The 19030-nt window shown below is 59.6% G+C and carries 21 protein-coding genes and 4 pseudogenes; 8 read left to right on the top strand and 17 right to left on the bottom strand.

The features are described from left to right. Positions 1–16 precede the first annotated feature (16 nt). Positions 17–211, bottom strand: coding sequence for a hypothetical protein (locus tag CHB75_RS19900; RefSeq protein ID WP_089273745.1), 195 nt, complete (start codon positions 209–211; stop codon positions 17–19). A gap of 190 nt (positions 212–401) precedes the next feature. Here CHB75_RS19900 and CHB75_RS19895 point away from each other — a divergent pair, with 190 nt between their 5' ends. Next, on the top strand, positions 402–1142 hold the full coding sequence (locus CHB75_RS19895) for an MBL fold metallo-hydrolase (protein WP_342745326.1): 741 nt from the start codon (positions 402–404) through the stop codon (positions 1140–1142). A gap of 46 nt (positions 1143–1188) precedes the next feature. Continuing rightward, positions 1189–1386, top strand: a pseudogene (locus CHB75_RS19890) (transposase); the annotation flags it as partial. Between the two features lie 113 nt (positions 1387–1499). On the opposite strand, the gene CHB75_RS19885 reads toward CHB75_RS19890, so the two are convergent. Then, positions 1500–2684: an IS5 family transposase gene (locus CHB75_RS19885; protein WP_089273741.1), complete on the bottom strand. Its 1185-nt coding sequence runs from the start codon at positions 2682–2684 to the stop codon at positions 1500–1502. A gap of 183 nt (positions 2685–2867) precedes the next feature. Between CHB75_RS19885 and CHB75_RS19880 the strand changes: the two genes are divergently transcribed. Further along, a complete protein-coding gene (locus CHB75_RS19880) occupies positions 2868–3377 on the top strand; it encodes a transposase (RefSeq protein WP_245841082.1) in 510 nt (169 codons plus the stop codon). A gap of 173 nt (positions 3378–3550) precedes the next feature. Next, positions 3551–3721 (top strand): annotated as a pseudogene (locus tag CHB75_RS19875) (IS3 family transposase); the annotation flags it as partial. 39 nt (positions 3722–3760) lie between these two features. Here the strand turns inward: CHB75_RS19875 and CHB75_RS19870 are convergent. After that, positions 3761–4032 (bottom strand): annotated as a pseudogene (locus CHB75_RS19870) (IS6 family transposase); the annotation flags it as partial. Positions 4033–4312: 280 nt separating this feature from the next. On the opposite strand from CHB75_RS19870, the gene CHB75_RS19865 reads away from it, so the two are divergent. Both CHB75_RS19865 and CHB75_RS19860 read left to right on the top strand, forming a co-directional pair. Beyond that, positions 4313–5539, top strand: coding sequence for a glutathionylspermidine synthase family protein (locus CHB75_RS19865; RefSeq protein ID WP_089273739.1), 1227 nt, complete (start codon positions 4313–4315; stop codon positions 5537–5539). Between the two features lie 46 nt (positions 5540–5585). Next, the gene (locus tag CHB75_RS19860) at positions 5586–6167 is read left to right on the top strand and encodes a DUF1190 domain-containing protein (RefSeq protein ID WP_089273737.1); all 582 of its coding nucleotides are present in this window, start codon (positions 5586–5588) and stop codon (positions 6165–6167) included. Positions 6168–6354: 187 nt separating this feature from the next. On the opposite strand, the gene CHB75_RS19855 is transcribed toward CHB75_RS19860, so the two are convergent. From CHB75_RS19855 to CHB75_RS19795, 13 genes are all read right to left on the bottom strand, one after another. Next, positions 6355–7365, bottom strand: a complete 1011-nt coding sequence (locus CHB75_RS19855) for a YeiH family protein (RefSeq protein ID WP_089273735.1) — start codon at positions 7363–7365, stop codon at positions 6355–6357. Then, positions 7362–8078, bottom strand: coding sequence for a Crp/Fnr family transcriptional regulator (locus CHB75_RS19850; RefSeq protein ID WP_089273733.1), 717 nt, complete (start codon positions 8076–8078; stop codon positions 7362–7364). Before CHB75_RS19850 ends, CHB75_RS19855 begins: the two co-directional genes overlap by 4 nt. Then, positions 8075–8662, bottom strand: coding sequence for a c-type cytochrome (locus tag CHB75_RS19845; RefSeq protein WP_089273731.1), 588 nt, complete (start codon positions 8660–8662; stop codon positions 8075–8077). The genes CHB75_RS19850 and CHB75_RS19845 overlap by 4 nt, the downstream gene beginning before the upstream one ends. Next, positions 8649–9077 (bottom strand): copper chaperone PCu(A)C, encoded by a 429-nt coding sequence (locus CHB75_RS19840; RefSeq protein ID WP_089273729.1) that lies wholly within the window; start codon positions 9075–9077, stop codon positions 8649–8651. Before CHB75_RS19840 ends, CHB75_RS19845 begins: the two co-directional genes overlap by 14 nt. Beyond that, positions 9074–9676, bottom strand: a complete 603-nt coding sequence (locus CHB75_RS19835) for an SCO family protein (protein ID WP_089273727.1) — start codon at positions 9674–9676, stop codon at positions 9074–9076. Before CHB75_RS19835 ends, CHB75_RS19840 begins: the two co-directional genes overlap by 4 nt. Continuing rightward, entirely contained in the window at positions 9673–10512 is an 840-nt protein-coding gene (locus tag CHB75_RS19830) for an ABC transporter ATP-binding protein (RefSeq protein WP_089273725.1), read from the bottom strand. The genes CHB75_RS19835 and CHB75_RS19830 overlap by 4 nt, the downstream gene beginning before the upstream one ends. Continuing rightward, positions 10505–11191, bottom strand: coding sequence for a hypothetical protein (locus CHB75_RS19825; protein ID WP_141135157.1), 687 nt, complete (start codon positions 11189–11191; stop codon positions 10505–10507). Before CHB75_RS19825 ends, CHB75_RS19830 begins: the two co-directional genes overlap by 8 nt. Next, the gene (locus CHB75_RS19820; RefSeq protein WP_176439221.1) at positions 11170–12063 is read right to left on the bottom strand and encodes an ABC transporter permease; all 894 of its coding nucleotides are present in this window, start codon (positions 12061–12063) and stop codon (positions 11170–11172) included. Before CHB75_RS19820 ends, CHB75_RS19825 begins: the two co-directional genes overlap by 22 nt. Before the next feature lie 79 nt (positions 12064–12142). After that, positions 12143–13516 (bottom strand): ABC transporter substrate-binding protein, encoded by a 1374-nt coding sequence (locus CHB75_RS19815; protein ID WP_089273721.1) that lies wholly within the window; start codon positions 13514–13516, stop codon positions 12143–12145. Positions 13517–13830: 314 nt separating this feature from the next. Then, positions 13831–14793, bottom strand: a complete 963-nt coding sequence (locus CHB75_RS19810) for a HEAT repeat domain-containing protein (protein ID WP_089273719.1) — start codon at positions 14791–14793, stop codon at positions 13831–13833. Positions 14794–14800: 7 nt separating this feature from the next. Continuing rightward, positions 14801–15043, bottom strand: a complete 243-nt coding sequence (locus CHB75_RS19805; protein WP_089273717.1) for a 4Fe-4S dicluster domain-containing protein — start codon at positions 15041–15043, stop codon at positions 14801–14803. A gap of 11 nt (positions 15044–15054) precedes the next feature. Continuing rightward, positions 15055–16797: a fumarate reductase/succinate dehydrogenase flavoprotein subunit gene (locus tag CHB75_RS19800; protein ID WP_089273715.1), complete on the bottom strand. Its 1743-nt coding sequence runs from the start codon at positions 16795–16797 to the stop codon at positions 15055–15057. A 62-nt stretch (positions 16798–16859) separates the two neighbouring features. After that, a complete protein-coding gene (locus CHB75_RS19795) occupies positions 16860–17150 on the bottom strand; it encodes a DUF971 domain-containing protein (protein ID WP_089273713.1) in 291 nt (96 codons plus the stop codon). A gap of 136 nt (positions 17151–17286) precedes the next feature. On the opposite strand from CHB75_RS19795, the gene fdxA reads away from it, so the two are divergent. Together fdxA and CHB75_RS19785 are read left to right on the top strand one after the other, a co-directional pair. Further along, positions 17287–17628 (top strand): ferredoxin FdxA, encoded by a 342-nt coding sequence (gene fdxA / locus CHB75_RS19790; RefSeq protein ID WP_089273711.1) that lies wholly within the window; start codon positions 17287–17289, stop codon positions 17626–17628. A gap of 13 nt (positions 17629–17641) precedes the next feature. Further along, positions 17642–18442, top strand: a complete 801-nt coding sequence (locus tag CHB75_RS19785) for a ferredoxin--NADP reductase (protein ID WP_425439523.1) — start codon at positions 17642–17644, stop codon at positions 18440–18442. Between the two features lie 234 nt (positions 18443–18676). On the opposite strand, the pseudogene CHB75_RS22205 reads toward CHB75_RS19785, so the two are convergent. Then, positions 18677–18949, bottom strand: a pseudogene (locus CHB75_RS22205) (integrase core domain-containing protein); the annotation flags it as partial. Positions 18950–19030 lie beyond the last annotated feature (81 nt).

The raw sequence follows: 19030 nt of genomic DNA, 5'->3' as shown, positions 1-19030 counted from the left end.
TATACTCGCGACACGATCACCAGACCAATGCGGCCAGGACCAAGGCCGCAATCCCGATCATCGGCAGGACCCTGCGCCATCGCAAGTTCAGCTCTGGCGTGTCGATTTCGGATGCGCGCTGATACTTCTCTACTGCGCTGCGCCGAAACGGATGTTTGCGGCGTGTCGGAACGCCGGTCTGCGATCGTGGGTGGAGGGTATCGTCAGGCATGGGGTGTTTCTTCGATGCGGAATCTGGATGGTGACCAGACTATCATGATCACCCTTGCACGGAACCCATACATTTGCCTGCGCATGGGCGCGTCATCGACCCCACAATCGAAATGGCTGTCTGAGGAGTATGCGCCGGTGCTCAGGCGCGACTTAGATACCCAAAGGAGATATGGATCTTGCGGAAAAATGTGAATCTATACGTGGTCGGCTGTGGCGATGCATTCGGAAGCGGGGGGCAGTTCCAAAGCTGCTTTCTGATCAACGATGCGCATGGCGCCATGGCTGTCGATTTTGGCGCGACCTCTCTGGTTGCGCTTCGCGCCGCCGGGCTGGACCCACAGATGATTGATCATATCGTGTTGACGCATTTCCATGGCGACCACATCGGCGGGTTGCCGTTCTTCCTGCTGGACCGTGAATACAGCGCGCGAGTCTGTACACCTCTGCGCATTCTCGGGCCGCGTGGACTGTCGGAACGTTTGCAGTCCTTGATGGAGTGTATGTTTCCCGGCGCATGGAAAGAGAACTGGCGCTTTCCGCTTGAATTGATCGAGATTGAGCCGGATCTGCCGTTACAGATTGGTGAGCGTCGCATCCTGTCGAAAAAGGTCCAGCATCCCACGGGTCCATATGACGCCACTGCTCTGCGCATCGAAACCTGTGACCGGGTTATTGCGTTCTCCGGCGATACGGGATGGGTCGATGGCCTTTACGAAATTTCAGCGGGCAGTGATTTATTCATTTGTGAATGTTTTGATATTGAGGAACAGCCTTACGAGGGCCACCTGAGCCTGCCGGTTCTTCTGTCCAAATTGCCAGATGTACACTCGCAGCGCATTCTGCTCAATCATCTGGGGCCTGAAATGCTCTCAAATAGATCGACGATCCCTTACGAGCAGCTGTCCGACGGAGCGACCTATTCCATCTGACGCCTTGGCGTCATTGGACCTGTCGCGGTTCGATGCCGCCACTTTGATAGCATTTACTGCAACAAAGGAGACTGACGATGGGACTGAAACGGACGAATTCCGCAAAGATGCAGTGCGCATTGCGCTGACCAGTGGGCTGACGCGCAGGCAGGTGGCTGACGATCTGGGTGTCGGGATGTCGACGCTGAACAAATGGATCACGGCACACCGAGACACGGATGTGGTGTCGAAAGAGGATCTAGCAGGTCGCTGAAATAGTCGCGGCTCGGGAACGATGTTCTCCCTATGAGGTGAATGCGCCGTTCGCTCGTCAACAAAGGTCCGAGATTTTCGTCCCCCATACAGTAGCCTTCCGCCTCATGCTGCCAGCAATCTGGGCAGTCGGGCCAGGTTATTGGCGGCCATCGTCAGGATGAAGCGGGATCGCACCCGTTCGACGCCGCGATAGACGGTTTGCGCCATGGTGCCGACGGTCTTGGCCCAGCCGAAGGCTTCCTCGATCCGCTTTCGGTGCTTGATCGACAGGGCGTAGCCCTGATGTCGGGTGGTGCGCCCGTCTATCGCTGAATATCGCGATTTCTGCGCGACATGCGGAGTGACGCAGGCCTCCCGGAGATTGGAGACAAACTCGGCGGCGTCATACCCCTTGTCTGCCCCAAGTGTCAGCCGCCGGGTCGATCCCGGGGAATGGCGATGCACCATGTCCAAGGCGGCACGCCGTTCGGCATGGCCGTCAGCCTGGGTGAGGTCTCCCTGAACAATCAGCCCGTGCCGGTTCTCCATCAGCGCATGTCCCATGAAGCACAACGCCGCACCGGTGCCGGGTGATTTCTTGTAGAGCCGTGCCTCTGAATCCGTGGTCGAAGCGTGTGTCGCGTTCGAACGCTTCTCGCCCTTGAAGTCGACCTCGGCGTTACGGTTACGGTGATTGGAGCGGGGCATCGGTTCGGTCTCGGGTTCGGTCTCGGGTTCGGATTGGGTGGGCTGTTTGTCAGAGTCGATGGAAGGCGTTGGCGGATCATCCGGCCCCTGATCGTCGGGCGGCGCGCCCTCCGCCTTCGGCTGGAAACTCTTCATCGAGACCCAAGCCTTGATCAGTGTGCCGTCGACCGAGAAATGCTCATCCGATAACAGCGGTGCCACCTCGCGGTGCGCCAGGATCGCCGCCATCACCTTGCGCGACATGTCGGTCGTAAGCAGCCGGTCCCGGTTTTTGGTGAACACCGTTGCGACCCAAACCGGGTCGTCGATGCCAAGGCCGACGAACCAGCGAAACATCAGGTTGTATTGCATCTGTTCCATCAACTGGCGCTCGGATCGAACAGAGACCAGGATCTGGATCAGGCTGGCGCGGATCAACCGCTCGGGTGCGATAGAGGGGCGGCCGAAATCGGCATAGAGCGGGACAAACTCGCCGTCGAGGCTGGCGAGAGCATCGTTGACCACTTGCCGGATCTTGCGCAGCGGATGTCTGGCGGGAATGCGTTCCTCAAGATCGACATAGCTGAACAGCGACCCGCTCGTTTCATCTGTCCCGCGCATCTTGACCCCCACCGATCTCTTGCGGAGGAGGAATCATGTTCTCAAATCGTTGTCCAGAAGGGACTATTTCAGCACCCTGCTAGGTGTTTGATCCCATGGTTTGATGGTGCGATCATTTCTCAGGCCTGGAAGGAAGCATTATGGGACAAGTTCGTCAAATCACGCTCACAGGCCATGGTGACCTTGAAGACGCTGATCATCAACGCACCTGCCGACTTACGTGACGTGCTGGATCAAATCCGAGGGAAGGTCGCGCTGATCCGGCATAGCGCGGCCTTCAGGCCCGGCGACATCGATAACACATTGGCCTCCGCAAAAGCGGCGATGCGTGCATTGGTGCGTCGTTGGCTGTGGCTGCATGAGGAGATCATCGCACACGATAAGGAACTGGAACGCCTTGTCACGGAAGGCGCATCAGATCTGATGGCATCTCACAGTATTGCGACACTGACGGTCGCGGAGATGCTGATCCTCGTCGGCGATGATCCAACGCGCATCCGCCCAGAAGCCGCGTTCGCAAAGCTTTGTGGCGTTTGTCCAATCCCGGCATCCAGTGGCAAAACAAACCGGTTCCGATTGAACCGTGGTGGCAATCGACAAGCGAACGCGGCACTCTATCGTGTGGCCATCGTCGGAATGCGAAGCCACGAACCAACATTGGCCTATGTCAAAAAAACGCACGCAGGACGGTAAGAGCAAAAGTGAGATCATTCGCTGCCTAAAACCCTACATCGTTCGTGAAATCTACAGCCAGCTCTGTGTGCCAAAATCCGCTGAAAAAGCAGCTTGACGAATATAGGAGCTTCAACGCAGCGGTCTTGCGTCGGGGACGGCAGTCCGCCGGACCGTCGTCTATTTCCCTTCTCTCCTTCTTCAAAACCATCAAAGCTGAACTCATCTGGCGGAGATCATGGGATACCCGTAGACGAGCTGAGATCGCGATCTTCGAATACATCAATGGCTTCTACAATCCGCAACGCCGACACTTAGCACCGGGATGGAAAAGCCCGGCCGCTTTCGAACGGAAGGTGGCCTAAACGAGCACCGGGGGCGGTACTAAAGCGCGACAGGTCCAGCCGACCACCCATCTGGAACACAACCTCGTCGAGATGCCACTTGTCATTCGGTGCTGGCTGATCTCGGCGGATGCAGGCCGCAAAATGAACGCCAAACCGATTGAGCCAGAGGCGGATCGATTCGCGGATGACGATGACGCCCCGCTCTGCCAATAGATCTCGATATCCGCCGTGCTCAGCGCGAAGCGGGGCTAGGCCCAAACCGGATAGGCGATGATCTCGCGGGGAAAACGAAAGCCTTTCAGGCGCGGCATTGACGACGGTATCTCCATGCCTCAATCTGTATCCAGATCAATAACGCTGGGCAACTTGGCAATACCTTTCGACCAGATCAGTGCACTGTGACCCTTTCATGGTGGCAACACCACCTTCTGCAAGATAGGGAGCCCCGGCTAAGGGGATGTGGACCCAGAATTTGCTCAGCAAGTTAAGGGCGCTCTGCTGCAACAGAGAGGTGTCGCGGCTTAATTATCCCCCAGCTCGGATGAAACCAAGTCTGGTTGCCAAATTCAAAAACGTCTACACGGTCCCAAGGAGCCGAGGAGGAGCCGCTTGCAGAAAATCGTCTTGCCGGAACGGCCTCACTGGCGCGCCCATGCCGAAGAGGTGGGCTTTACCTTTGCCGACATGCACGGCGCCCCGTATTGGGATGAAACTTCGGCTTATGCCTTTTCGCTCGACCAGATCGAAAACGACATCGAAGACCCCGCGACCGAGCTTCACGCCATGTGCCGCGAAGCGGTGGCTCAGATCATCGGCAGCGAAGAGTTGATGCAGCGCCTTGCCATCCCCGAAGCCCATCGCGACCTTGTTGCTGAAAGCTGGCGTCGGGGCGACCCCGAGATCTATGGCCGCTTTGACCTTGCCTACGACGGCACTGGCCCGGCCAAGCTCTTGGAATATAACGCCGACACGCCGACGTCGCTGTATGAAAGCGCCGCTTTTCAATGGCAATGGCTTGAGGATCAGCTCGCCGCAGGCGTGCTGCCCGAGGGGGGGGATCAGTTCAACGGCATCCACGAGGCGCTTGTCGCACGGTTTGCCGCGATTTTCGAGAGCGGCAGCGACCTGCATTTCACCGCCGTCGCCGGAAACCCCGAAGATTACGGCACCGTTGAAGCCATGGCCTGGGCCGCGCGCGAGGCCGGGCTTGGGGCGCATTACTGCGATCTCGAAAAGATCGCGATCAGCAACGAAGGCCAGTTTCTGGACGATCAGGATCGCCGCATCGCTGTGCTGTTCAAGCTCTATCCGTGGGAAGACCTGCTGCGCGACGACTATGCCGACCATATCGCCGGGTCCGGCTGTCTGTTTCTGGAGCCCGCTTGGAAGGCGCTGTTGTCCAACAAGGGGCTTTTGCCGGTGCTGTGGCAGATGTTCGAAGGCCACCCCAACCTGCTGCCAGCATTTTTCGAAAGCGAGATAGGCGAGGCCATTGCCGGGCGCGGCGCGGCTTCGCCAGATGTGGCAGCGGCCTTTGGTCGGGCCGAAGCACAGCTTGTGGCCGGTCACGTGCGCAAGCCGATCCTGTCGCGCGAAGGTGCCTCTGTCACGATCATCAAGGACGGCGAGATCGTCGAGCAGGCACAAAATACCGACTACGCTGAACATCCGCGCATCATTCAGGCCTATGCGCCCTTGCCACAGTTCGATGGCTTTCGTCCCGTCATCGGGGCATGGATAGTGGGCGATACCTGCGTCGGCATCGGTATCCGCGAGGACCGCTCGCGCATTACCCAGGATTTATCCCGGTTCAAGCCGCACTATATTACAGCGTGAAAGGCATCTACTGCCTAACACCCTCTGACCAGGAAGCAGGATTCTCATGACCAAACGCTCCAACCGGGTTGCCATCGCGATCCTTGGCGCCGCCGCCTTTACCCTTGCGGGTTGCCGTGAAGAGCAAGTGGACGCCGCCGCCTTTCCCGATCTGCAAAGTTGCTCCGACGCGGCAACGCGCGGGGGCATGTTCTCGGTCCAGGATTGCGAAGCGACTTTTGCCGCAGCCGAGACGCTGCATGTCGAATCCGCGCCCCGCTATGACAGTCTGGAAGTGTGCGAAGAACAGCATGGTGCAGGCGCTTGCGGGTCTGAGGCGACGGAGACAAGCGGCGGATCAGGTGGCATCTTCCTGCCCCTGATGGCGGGCTATCTAATCGGGAACATGCTGGGCGGGCGTACGGGGATGTCGGCGGGCCAGCCACTTTACAAGACCTCGGACGGGCGTTTCACCAATGCAGCGCGGTCAAGCACCTATTCGAGCAATAGCGGTGCCGCAAAGCTCAATACATCGCAATTTGCCCGCCCTACCTCGACTGTTGGCAAAGCGCCGATGACCCGCGCCACAGCCAGCTCGCGCGGCGGCTTTGGCAAGTTCGGCGCGGGACGCACGGGCTTTGGCGGTTAAGACGGCGGGCATTTGGTCCTGATGCGGTCGCCCCTTGCAGAGCGGCTCCCTTCGTTAGGCATGAACTGGCATCGTTGACGATGATCCAGTGGGGCCCGGGTATTTGCAGCGAGGGTTCGGACAGGGGAGCGCCGTCCATCAGCTAATGCGCCTAAAAGAATTGCGAGCACCTCAAAACAGTGCCAGGCTAATTTTGAAACAGCAATGCCAGCAGGATGGCCGTCCCGAACAGCAGTGCGGTCGACGCGAACAACACGTAAAACGTGCGCGCCCCCACATTCCGCAACTCCTGCACATTGCTGAGCAGGCCGATGCCTGCAATCGCCACAAGGAACAGCGCGCGGGACAGAGCCGACACTCCGGCCAGGAGAGCCTCGGGAACCGGCAATACACTTGCGATTACAAACAGCGCGGCAAAGGCCAACACGAACCAAGGTAGTCCGATCCGCGTTCCCGGCGACGAGCGTTCCAACGTGATCGAGACAGCGAGCAACACCACAGGCAGAAGGGCGACGCGTAACATTTTGGTCAGGGTCGCGGTTTCGCCCACCGCATCCGACACGGAAAAGCCAGCGCCGATGACCTGCGCCACGTCATGGATGCTGGCGCCAATCACGAAACCGGTCTGCCACTGCGACAACCCCAGCGCATGTAGGATGACGGGGTAGAACACCATGGCCATGGTAGACAGGCCCGTGGCGATCATGATCACCGCCATCGTATGGCTACGTGACACCCTGTCCTGGACCAGCGCCGTCAGGGCCAAAGCGGCAGAGGCTCCGCAAATTGACACCGCCCCTGCGGCGACAACCGCAGCCTCGGCGCTCCACCCGGCGCGGCGGCCCAGCCATATTCCAAAGCCCATCGTCAGCACCAGCAGAGCCACCACGCTCAGCACAGCTGCAACGCCCAACATCCGGAACGTGTCGACGGAAACTGCGATGCCGAGAAGCGCGACCCCGGTTTTCAGCAAGGTCCCGGCCGCAAAGTCCAGTCCGGGCCGAACCCGCGCATCGGTCGACAAAAAGGAGAGCGCCATGCCCAGCAGCAACGCGAACAGCATCGCGGGCGCGCCGTAACGCAGCGCGATGCCTGTCGCCGCCAGGCTGACCGTCGCGGAGACCGCCAGGCCAGGGGCCAGCGCATGGACGCGTCCCCAAGTGTCGCGGGACCGGGCGGCGATATCCGTAGCCGTCATTCTTCGAGTCTCTCCAGATGGTGTATAATAATCTCTTTGCGCGAAACGTTCAGAACGCCCTCGGTCTGGAGCTTGTCGAGCGATTGCGTGACCCACTGACGGGTCGCCCCGACCATCGAGGCAACCTGCTCGTAGGTGATGGAGCGATCGATGATGATGTCGCCGTTTTCATGCCGCCCGTGGGTGTCGGCCAAGATCACCAGTAGCTGGCGCAGCCGTTCGAACACCGACCGGGTGCCCAGCATTTGCAACAGCGCGGAATAACATTTCGCCTTGGCGATCAGACCTTCGATGATCGAGATGGCAACGTCCGGCACTTCGCGCACCAGCGTGCGGATCGAACCGCCCGATAGAAACAGCAACTCGGTTTCCTCGAGCGCATCGGCGGACCAAACATGACGCCCCCGCCCGAACACTTCGGGCCCGCCGACGAAATGTCCCGGGCTCCAGTAAGCCAAAGTGATCTCGCGTCCGGACGGGCCGGCATAAAAGGTGCGGATACGTCCCGACTCGACGATCCATATGCCGGTGTGCGCGTCACCCTGGAAAAACAAACCTTCCCCCTTGTGTACGGACGTGCGCATGCCGTGACGGCGCACGCGAATGCGGTCGTCTTCGGTCAGAGAGGCGAGAAATCCAGCGCCCTCGTTGATCTCGAGCAGGTATTCCGAAAGGTAGATCGCACTGGTTGAAGGATCGTGTTCTTCGGTCATTCGGTCCTGTCCTGCCCGGCGAGATAGGCCGCTATCGCGTCCAGATCAGCGTCGCTGAGCCCGCTCAGCTGCGCCTGCATTGCGTCGACAGTGGCGCCAAGGCGGCGCCCGTCGCGCATGTCACGCATCTGTTTGGCCAGATATGCAGGATGTTGGGAAGCCAGATAGGGAATTTTTTCTGGTCCAGAGGCGCGTTCGTCGTGGCATTCCTCGCAACCGGCGGAAAGATAGGCGATGTAGCCTGTTTCGGTGTCACCGGCGGGAACCGGGGCAGGATGCGACTGGGACGAGAACCAGTCGACCACCTCGGCGATGTCACCCGGCCCCAGTTCCGTCACGACGGCTGCCATCTGGCCGCGGTCATTGCTACGCTGCCCGCTCAGAAATGCGCGGATCTGTGCCTCGATATAGGCGGGACGCTGACCTGCCAGCTTTGGAAACCTGTCGCGCTGGGAATCCCCGAACAGCCCATGACAGAGCGCACAGCGCTCATAGGCGGGCAAGTCTTCGTCCAGCAGGGAACCGGCGGTGGCGGGTCCGGCCAAAATCAGGACAAGGACAACACAGACGTTACGAGCCTGCATTCCGGTCCTCTACGAGGGCGGAAACGGTCATCAACTCACCATCAGCAAAGGTCAGGGTCAGCAGGACAACCTCCCCTGCCTGGACCGCGACCTTCGGCATCATCATCATGACATGTAACCCACCGGGTGCCAGTGCCACTGATCCCCGGGCCGGTATGTCCAACTGGGCGACCGGCGACATGCTCGCGATTCCGTCGATCACCTGGCTTTGGTGCAGATGCGCCATGCCGTACTCTTGGGCAGCGACGCCGATCAGGCTGCGAACCTTATCTCCGTTATTGTGCAGGGACATATAGGCTGAATGGCTGTGGACCATGGGCGGTGCCACAGGAATATAGGCATTCTCGGCGACGATCCCGTCGGCCTGAACGATCCAGGGCAAGGCGAAAATGACAGCGGCCAGAAAACGCATCATTGTCCGAACTCCCTGCGGTAGTTGATTTGTAGCCGCGCTAGGAATTCGGCCGTCGCGCCGGGGTCGAAGGGCGGTTGCAGCTTGGCCCGCAGCTGACCATCAGGGCCGATGACGGATACGGCCGAGGAATGCTGCACCTCATAATATCCCGAGGGGTCGGGCGGCATCAAACGGTAGAAGCTGTCGGTCGCCTCGATCAGGGCATCAATCTGGACGCGCGCCCCGGTTACGCCACGGAAATCTGGGTGAAAGAACAGCGCGTAATCCGTGACAGTATCAGCATCGCGCGCTGGATCGACTGAGATAAAGACCACGCGAGGAACGTTGTCAGGGCGCACGCGCAGCGCAGTTTCTGCAATCGCCGCCTCAAGGTTGCCGAGGGTAAAGGGGCAGACGTCTGGACAGGAATTGTAGCCGAACATGACCAGCGTCCAATGGTCGGCCAGATCCGTGGCAGAAAATGTCTGGTCGGCCTGATCGGCGAGCGTGAAGGCCGGGATCGGCACGGGGGCGTCCAGCATCACGCCCTGCACCTGGGCAATGGCGGGACCAACGGACAGGCCAACGGAACAGGCAAGGGCATAAGCAAGTGGTTTCATTTGTTCTGTTCCTCAAAGGCTTTGCGGCTTTCCGAACGGATCGTCGCCAGGCAATGCTGCCGCGCCGCGATGTATTCTGACAGGGCGGCAGAGTCGGTTGTGCGGGGACGCGGAAGGTCGATGCGCAGATCCTCGATGATGCGGCCCGGGGCGGCAGACATGATCAGTACGCGGTCAGCCAGAAATACCGCCTCGTCCACGTCATGGGTGACAAAGACCACCGTCGTGCCGAACTTGGCCCAGATTTCGAGCAGGCTTTCCTGCATCATCAGCCGGGTCTGGGCATCCAGTGCGCCAAACGGTTCGTCCATCAACAGGACCGACGGGTAATTCGCCAGTGCACGAGCGATCCCGACACGCTGCTGCATGCCGCCCGACAGCTCCGCCGGATAGCGGCTGCCGAATTTCTTTAGCCCGACCATGCCAAGAAAGGTGTTGGCGATCGACCCGGCCTCGGTCCGGCTTGCCCCCGCCATGCGGGGCCCAAAGGAGACGTTTTCATAGACGGTCTTCCACGGCAGCAGGGAATATTGCTGGAACACCATGCCCCGGTCCGGTCCCGGTTTTTCGACCGCCACACCATCCACCGACACTGCGCCGGTGGTGGGTTTCACATAGCCCGCGATGGCATTCAGGAGGGTAGATTTTCCGCAACCCGAGGGCCCGAGGATGCAGACGAATTCGCCTGGCAGGATACGCAGCGAGGTAGATTGCACCGCGTGGTAGGCGGACACTCCGCGCCCAAAGGTGATGGAGGCTTCGCTGATCTGGATCGCACCCTTGCCGGACGAATTTCGCGGCGCGCCGGGGCGCTGATATTTCAGGACGTCAAGCATGTGTCGTCTCCTTGTAAGGGCTCTGACGGGCACTTTTGCGATGGGCCAGACCGAGGATTGTGGCTATCAGCAGGGCAAAGCCGAGATATGAGAAGACCGGGCCAAGTCGTTCCAAAGCCAGCGAGGTCGAGACGCCCAGTCCCATCATGGACAGCCCGACGACCCAGGTGGGCGTGGCGCAACAGACCACCCAACTCATCGTGGCATTGGTCATTGCGACCAGCATTGCCGCTGCTCCGGTCGCCAGCGTGGCACCGCGCCGCGCTGGGATCGAACAGGACTCGCGGCGGACCAGGTCGGCGGAAAGGCCAATCAGCGCCCCTAACCCAAAGAGCAACATGAGCCGCGACGGCATGACATTGAGGCTCCATTCCGAAATGCCGGTGCCGTAATCATAGTTCATGCGTCCAATCTCGATCAGCCATTCGTCGGCGATGATCGGCGGAATGTCCGACCAGCTGGGAGTCGAGGTGATGATCCACGCCACATTGCCGATCCAGTGGTAGAAGGTGACATAGTTGGGCAGCGCCCCGAAACGGGCGATCAGCGCCAGCAGCATGACGGCCTGCGACAGGATAGCAAACGCCAGCCCCCAGAGCAGCATTCGGGGCCAGATTAGCCGCACCTGCCCGATGATGACGGAAATCGCGGCCTGCATCAGCGTGTCCTCTTTTGCCATTTGAGGAGCGGTTTTGTTAGCAGCTTGATCGCCGCCGTGGACGCTGTGCCAAGAAAGCCGATCACAAGCATGCCCACCACGATGTCCTGGTAGTTGATCAGGCTATAGGCGTTCCAGGTGAAATACCCGATGCCGTACTGGCCCGAGATGATTTCCCCCGCCAGAAGAGAGAACCAGCTGACGCCCATACCGATAGCAAGACCGGCCGAAATCGACGGCATTGCAGCAGGCAGCACGACATGGGCAAAGATGGCCAGCCGCGAGGCGCCCAGCGACTGCGCCGCGCGCACAAGGACTTCGGGCGTCTGTTCAACCCCGTGCAGTGTGTTGAGCACAATGGGGAACAGTGCGCCCAAAAAAGTGATGTAGATGATCGACGCCTCTTCGGTCGGCCACATCAGAATCGCGAGCGGGATCCATGCGACAGCCGGGATCGGGCGGATCACTTCGATATAAGGCATCACAAAGGCCCGCACGATCCGGGAACGGCCCATGATCAGCCCCAACCCAATGCCAAGGGCGGCAGCAATGGAGTAGCTGATCAGGATACGCTGCATCGAGACGCGGATATGCGTGTAAAAGATCTCGGTCTCGAGATGACCGAGAAACGAGGCAAAGACCTTGCCCGGCCCCGGAACATTCTCAAAATTGACAAAGACATTGAGGTTGGTCGCCGACGCCCAGTGCCAGAATAATACCCCCGCCGCCAGCGACAGCAAGCCAAGGCCGAGCGATCGCAACAGGTCCGGATGTAGCGCCCTGCGCAGCAGCCCGGGTGTAACCGTCGGCGCGGGGTCTTTCGATAGCGCAGACTGTTCGGTCTGTCCCAAAGGGATGGGCTCTTCGGAAAGCGTCTGTACGGCCTGGGTCATGGTCCTGTCCTTTGCGGGCTGGATCGGCGCCCCCGGTCTTGGGGGGGGGCGCCGTGTCTTGCTGTGTCGCAGGGGGACGTCAGCCTTCGATGGTGAAATCCGCGATGGCGTCTTCAAAGGTGATTAACGCCCCGCCGTTGGCCGTGGCATAGCTTTCGGCCTCACCCTTGCGCAGATAGGTGGCGTAGGTGTCGCCGGCCTTGACCCAGAACGCGGTCTTGCCGAACAATTTCAGACCCGTCTCAGAGTCATAGACATAGCTGGCGTTCAACTTGGCCCCGGTCGAGGTCATCTCGGCCAGCGCCGTCAGAAAGGCTGCCATGTCCGGATAGCTCGAGATGCCGTCGCGTGCGTGCCAGATCTCCATCGGAAGGCCGGCGTTGTTCTCCTTGGGGTCGACGGTCACAGCCTTTTCCGCCTCGTAATCCACGCCGAGGTCGGCATAGGCGGCCTTGACGTAATCTTCGGTGATCCAAGCGTTGAAATCCAATGGCGGGATGGCTTTTTCTTTGACGAGAACCTCGTGGTCGAACTTCAGGGCATCGACCCAGGCGGGTTTGATCGTCGGGTCAAGCGTCAGGTGACCGCCTTTCGAGAAATAGAGGTAGAGCACCTCCTTCTCGACGCCCGTCCAGCCTTCCATTTCCGATACGGCCTTCATCGGATCGGCGCGGATCCATTCCCCGGCCTGGTAGACCGCCTTGATGAACGCCTCGACCACCTCGGGGTATTCTTCGGCAAAGTCCTGACGGACAACGACGCCGTGCAGATAGGGCACGCCGGTTTCCGAGCCGTCATAGATCTTGCGGCCAGTGCCACGAAATTCCATAATCTCGGACCACGGGCAAAAATCGGAATGTGCGTCGATCTTGCCTGCCGCGATATTGGCAGCGCCGACCGCCGGGCTCTGGTTCTTCAGCACATAGTCGGCGGTCGGGATGTTGTTGTCCTGCATTGCCTTGAGCAGCATGCCCCAGGCAGCAGAGCCGACAGGTGTCGAGACCTCTTTTCCGGCCAGCTGTTCGATGGAATAGATGTCGCTATCGACCGGCACGACGATGGAATTTCCCGATCCCTTGACGTTGTAGCCCGTGCCCGCAACATACAGCGTCCGTAGGCTGTCGGTTTCCTGGAACTTGGCGCCGTTCACGATCAGCGGGTAATCCCCCATCACGCCAAAGTTCAGCTTGTTCGCCATCATCTGATTGGTGATCGGCCCGCCCGAGCTGTAGTCAGCCCAGCTGACCTCATAGTCGGCGTCGGCATATTTGCCGTCATGCGGCAGGTTCTTTTCCAGCAGGCCAAGTTCCTTGACCACGATGCCTGCGGTGTATGTGTCGGTACACATCGACTGGTGGCCGATGGCGATGGAAATGGTTTCGGCAGAGACCGTGCTGGCCAAGGTCGCTATGGCGGCCGAGATCAGGCTGGCGCGTAGAATTGGAAAGGTCATGTCTCGCTCCTGTCGGATGGGATCGGTTTCTTTTTCTGTTTGTGGATCCAGTATCCGGGGCCACAGGCAATCCTCATAGCGGCGCCCGCGCAATGTGATCGACTGATTCAAGGTTTGCTTAAAATTTCTACCAAATCCCTGTGGTGCTGCGCGTTTATCTTGCTGAAACCCCCCGAAATTGGGGCGAATCACCATTAGAGAAATTTTTATTTTCTATATATATTTCAATTGCTTAATTCGGATTATCAAGGTCACAAAAGGCCCCCAGAACCTTGCGGTTCGAGGAGCCAGACACTGTTATATTTTTAGTCAGATCAGGCGGCGGTCTTGTCGATCCGCCCCAGTGCCCAACGCACGTTCTTGCGCACATCGGGGTCTGTATCGTCCTCGAACGGCATCAGAAAGATCCGGGTCTGCGGTACTGCCAGCTCGCCCAGAACGGCGGCACATTCCTTACGCAGATTGGGCAGGTTCAGCTCCATCATCGCGCCGATCTGCATTGCCGCCTCGGTCGCGCCCAGCTTGCCAAGGGAACGTACAGCCTTGAGCCGCACCTGCCAGAAGTCGTCGGTCAGCACCGAGCGCAAAGCCGGGACACAGGACGGGCTGCCGGATTTTGCCAGTGTTTCGGCGGCGGCTTCACGCACCAGCCACTCCGGGTCCCTCAGGGCATCCATCAGGGCCTTTTGCGCGGTGTCCGATTTTGAAAACCCCAGTGCGGCAAGGGCTGCACGGCGCACGGCAGGATCATCGTCATCCGCCGCATCACACAGTGGGAGCAAGGATGCCTCGTCCTGCAACCAGCCGACAACCCCGACCGCCTGCACCCGGACAACAGCAGAACTGTGCGAAAGCGCCGCGATGGCCGGGACCATAGCCTCGGCGCGGCGCAGTTCCTTGATCCCTGCAAAGCAGGACAGCAACTTGAATTCGTCCGTATCACCCAGATGCGGAAGGATCGCGTTGCCGGCCTCTGGATCCTTGAGCTCGGTCAGGCTGATTGCCGCCGCTTCGCGCACCGCCGGATCACTGTCCGACAGGGCGATGACAAGCGCGCCAGCCGTCTGAGGCCCGTCGAACGAGGTCAACGCCAAAGCGGCCTGCCTGCGTACACCGGCATCGGGATCACTGATGGCCAAAGTCAGATAGGGGATAGCGGCGGGATCGGCGCTGTCGGCAAGATCGATTACCGCCATGATCCGTGTCCCGGACGAAGGATCGTCCAGACCCAGTGCCAGATCCGCGATATCGTCGAATTCTTCGAATAATGCGCTCATCTGGCCCTCACTTCAGGAGATAGGGAAGATTGACGGTGACGGCGCCGGTCGGGCAGTCCGCCTCGCAGGGCATGCAGTACCAACATTCGTCGTACTTCATGTAGGCGGTCTTGGTCCCGTCATCGGTCACGGCGATGCGCAGAACGTCCAGCGGGCAGACATCGACGCAGACAGTGCAGCCCTTGTCGGCGATGCAGAGATCCTTGTTGACTGTGACGGGGACCATTGTGGCGGTTTGGGACAAAGGCATGAAATCGCTCCTTATTCTGCGGCAACCGAGGGATCGACGCGCTGGTTGTAATAGGCGTCCTTCTCCTCGTCCGCGATGTCGACGACATAGGGCTGCACGGCCTTCTTGGCGTGCGCGGGTTGGCCATCGGCCCCCTTGGTCAGGATCGTGTGGCAGAACCAGTTTTCGTCGTCGCGTTCGTATTCCACGCGGTTGTGATACAACCCCCAGCGGCTTTCGGTGCGGTAGAGAGAGGCCGCGGCGGCCATGTCGGCACAATCGAGGATCGTTGACGCTTCAAGCGCGCGCATCAGCTCATGGGCATCGCGCACATACATCCCCTGCTCCATATCCTCGCGCACCTCGGCGAACCGTTTCTGCGCCAGCTGCATCTTGGCGGTGACCTTAGGCGGCTGGAGGTAGTCGTTCACCAGACGCCGGGTCTTGTATTCGATCTGGTTTGGGGGAATGCCATCGTCGCGCTTGGTTGGGGCCAAGACGCGGATACGCTCGGCCTCGACTTCGGCGTGGTCGAATTCGGCGAAATCCATGTCCTTGATGTAGTCGGCGGCATCCTCTCCGGCAAAGGCGCCGTGGGTAAAGGCGCCGAGCATGTAGTTGTGCGGCACATTAGCCATGTCACCCGCAGCATAAAGCCCGGCAATCGTGGTGCGGGCGTTTTCATCGACGAACACGCCACTGGCCGAATGGCCCGAGCAAAAGCCGATTTCCGAGATATGCATTTCGATCATCGTCTTGCGGTAATCCGTGCCGCGCCCGGCGTGGAAATGTCCGCGCGTGGGCCGTTCAACGATGTGCAGAACACGCTCGATCTCGGCCACGGTCTCTTCGGCCAGGTGATCGAGCTTGAGGAACACCGGCCCCTTGCCGCCCTGCAATTCGTCATAGAATTCCTGCATCATCTGGCCGGACCAGTAGTCGCATTCGATGAACCGTTCACCGGCCGCGTTGGCGGTATATCCGCCCAGCGGACCGGCCACATAGGCACAGGCCGGACCGTTGTAATCCTTGATCAGTGGGTTGATCTGGTAGCATTCCAGGTTCGCAAGGCCCGCACCGGCGTGAAAGGCCATGGCATAGCCTTCGCCCGAGTTGCTGGCGTTTTCATAGGTGCCATACAGATAGCCGCTGGTCGGCAGCCCCAGACGACCCGCAGCACCCAGCCCCATGATCACCGCCTTGGCGCGTACAACAAGGAACTCGGCGGTGCGGGTGTTGACGCAGATCGCGCCCGCGACGCGCCCCTCGCCGGTCAGCAGCCGGGTCGCCATATAGCGGTTCACGATGTTGATACGCGCCTTGCGCAGCTGGCGGTACAGGGCCTTTTTCACCGTGTCGCCGTTGGGCATCGGTAGGACGTAGGTGCCGATATGGTGCACCTTCTTGACGTCGTATTCGCCGTTCTGATCCTTTTGGAACCGGATGCCAAAGCTGTCGAGTTCCTTGATGATGCCGTAGCATTCCTCGGCATAGCGATAGACGGCGGCCTGATCGCAAATGCCATCGTTCGCGATGGTGATTTCCTTGGTGTACTGCTCGGGTGTGGCATAGCCCGGGATGACCGAATTGTTCAGCCCGTCCATCCCCATCGAAATTGCGCCAGAACGTTTTACGTTCGCCTTGTCGAGCAGGACGACATTCGCCTCGGGGTTCTTCTTCTTGGCCTTCAGGGCGGCCATCGGTCCGGCGGTGCCGCCCCCGATCACCAGGATGTCGCAGTCGATCTGCGTCAGTCCGTCCAGTATCTCGTCCATCTTTGGCTTCCTTCGGGTTGCTGGGACCAGCCTGCGCCGCGCTGCGGCAAGGCTTCTGTCAATTAGTTGTCAAAGCGGTCGACGAGTTCGCGCAGATACTCGAATGGATAGATCGCGCGGTCGTGTCCGTCTGAAAAATGGACGTTCACGCCCCCATGTCCGACCTGCACAAGAGCCGTGATCGCAATATCCGGGATCACCCGCACCACCCCAAAGTCGATCCGTTCGCGGATGGAATAGGCATCGCGCGCCTCGCGGCGCAGGGTTTCGGCGGTCAGAGTCGATTCCTTTCCGGTGTCCCAAGTGACGGTCAAGGCGCGGCAATCCGGAGTTGCTGCGAGTGTGTCGATCATTTCGGGGCCTTCCTGTGGTCCTGTTCGATATCGGATCCAGAATGCCGCGCCGCAGAATCAGGCAATAGCAATTTATTGACGGACAGGCGCGCCGCAGCGCAGCAGAGTCGGCTGCAAACAGGAAAGGTGCCCCAATATGACCTATGTCGTGACCGACAACTGCATTGCTTGCAAATACACCGACTGCGTGTCGGTCTGTCCGGTGGACTGCTTTTACGAGGGCGAGAACATGCTGGTGATCGACCCTACAGAATGCATCGACTGCGGGGTTTGCGAACCGGAATGCCCGGCGGACGCGATCCGCGCCGACACTGAGGACGGGATGGAAAAATGGGTTGCCTTCAATGGGAAATACGCCGCCCTCTGGCCCGTCATCGCCGACGCCAAGGAACCGCTGCCCGAGGCCGACGCGCTGGACGGCCAGCCTGGCAAGCTCGACTTGCTGTTTTCCGACAAGCCCGCCGCTGAAGCCGTCTGAAAGGATGTCCCGCATGAATGTGCAAACCAAGCCCACCTTCAGGGTCGTGCCCGATGCGCAGACCGTTACTTCGGTCCATCACTGGTCGGACACCTTGTTTTCCTTCCGCATCACGCGGCCTACGTCCTTGCGGTTTCGCTCAGGTGAATTCGTGATGATCGGTTTACTCAAGGACGACGGAAAACCTCTGCTGCGCGCCTATTCCATCGCCTCACCCTCTTGGGATGAAGAGTTGGAGTTCTATTCCATCAAGGTGCCCGATGGCCCGTTGACATCGCGCCTGCAAGAGATCGTTGCCGGGGACGAAATCATTCTGCGGCCCAAACCCGTGGGCACGCTGGTACATGACGCCTTGCTGCCTGGAAAACGGCTCTGGCTGATCTGCACCGGCACCGGTGTGGCGCCCTTTGCTTCGCTCTTGCGCGATCCTGAAACCTGGGAACAATACGATCAGGTCATTCTGGCGCACACCTGCCGCACTGTCGCGGAACTGGCCTATGGCGCTGAAATAGTCTCTGCCCTGCCAGACGATCCGCTGATCGGAGAGCTGGTAGCGGACAAACTGCTCTACTATCCAACGACCACGCGCGAACCTTCGGCCCACGAGGGACGGATCAGTGATCACATTCGGTCGGGTCGGGTGTTCGAGGCGCTGGGCCTGCAGTCGTTGTCGCCCGAAGAGGACCGCGTGATGGTCTGCGGCAACCTTGCCCTCAACAAGGAGATCATGGCGCTATGCGAAGCGTCGGGACTTGAGGAAGGTGCCAATTCCGCCCCGGCGCAATTTGTGGTGGAAAAGGCTTTTCTGGACTGAAATTCTAGGCCTTGATTTACTCAAGCTGAGTTCGATCGAACTGCCCTCCAGAGAAATTTCTATGTCGCGCTGAAAGGTTTCGCGGGAGGCAGGGCACTTCCGACCCGCCCCGGCGGCATCACTGCATGCCAGTGAGATCCCAACAATTCAATCTGGTCGGCGGCGCGGTCTGATATTATAGTAACTTGGGCTCGATGGGTCTTGTCGCGCAAACTTTCCTGCCTCTCAACTCATTTAGGCAGCCTTTCGTTCGAAGGCCAAGGGGCTTTTGAAATCTAACGACGAGTGCCGCCGTCGTGGATTTCAAATCCCGTTTATATGGTGGATAATCGCCCCTTCGGCTTGGCGTCTGGATTGCCAAGGGTTGCGCCAGATGAGCTCTGCCTTGAGCGGTTTGAAGAATGTTTCAACCATGGAATTGTCGTAGCAATTGCCTTTTCCGCTCATCGATACTTCGCTGCCATGTTTGGACAGGCGCTTGTGGTAGTCGCCTGAACAGTATTGGGCGGATTCAACCGGTCGTCGCAACACATTCGATTATATTCTGTTTGAGCAGTTCGTCGAGAGCTTCGGCAGGTGTTCGCCAGC

The organism is Puniceibacterium sediminis, from assembly GCF_900188035.1.
In the GTDB taxonomy this organism is placed as follows: domain Bacteria; phylum Pseudomonadota; class Alphaproteobacteria; order Rhodobacterales; family Rhodobacteraceae; genus Puniceibacterium; species Puniceibacterium sediminis.
This window is presented reverse-complemented; position numbering and strand designations above follow the sequence as displayed.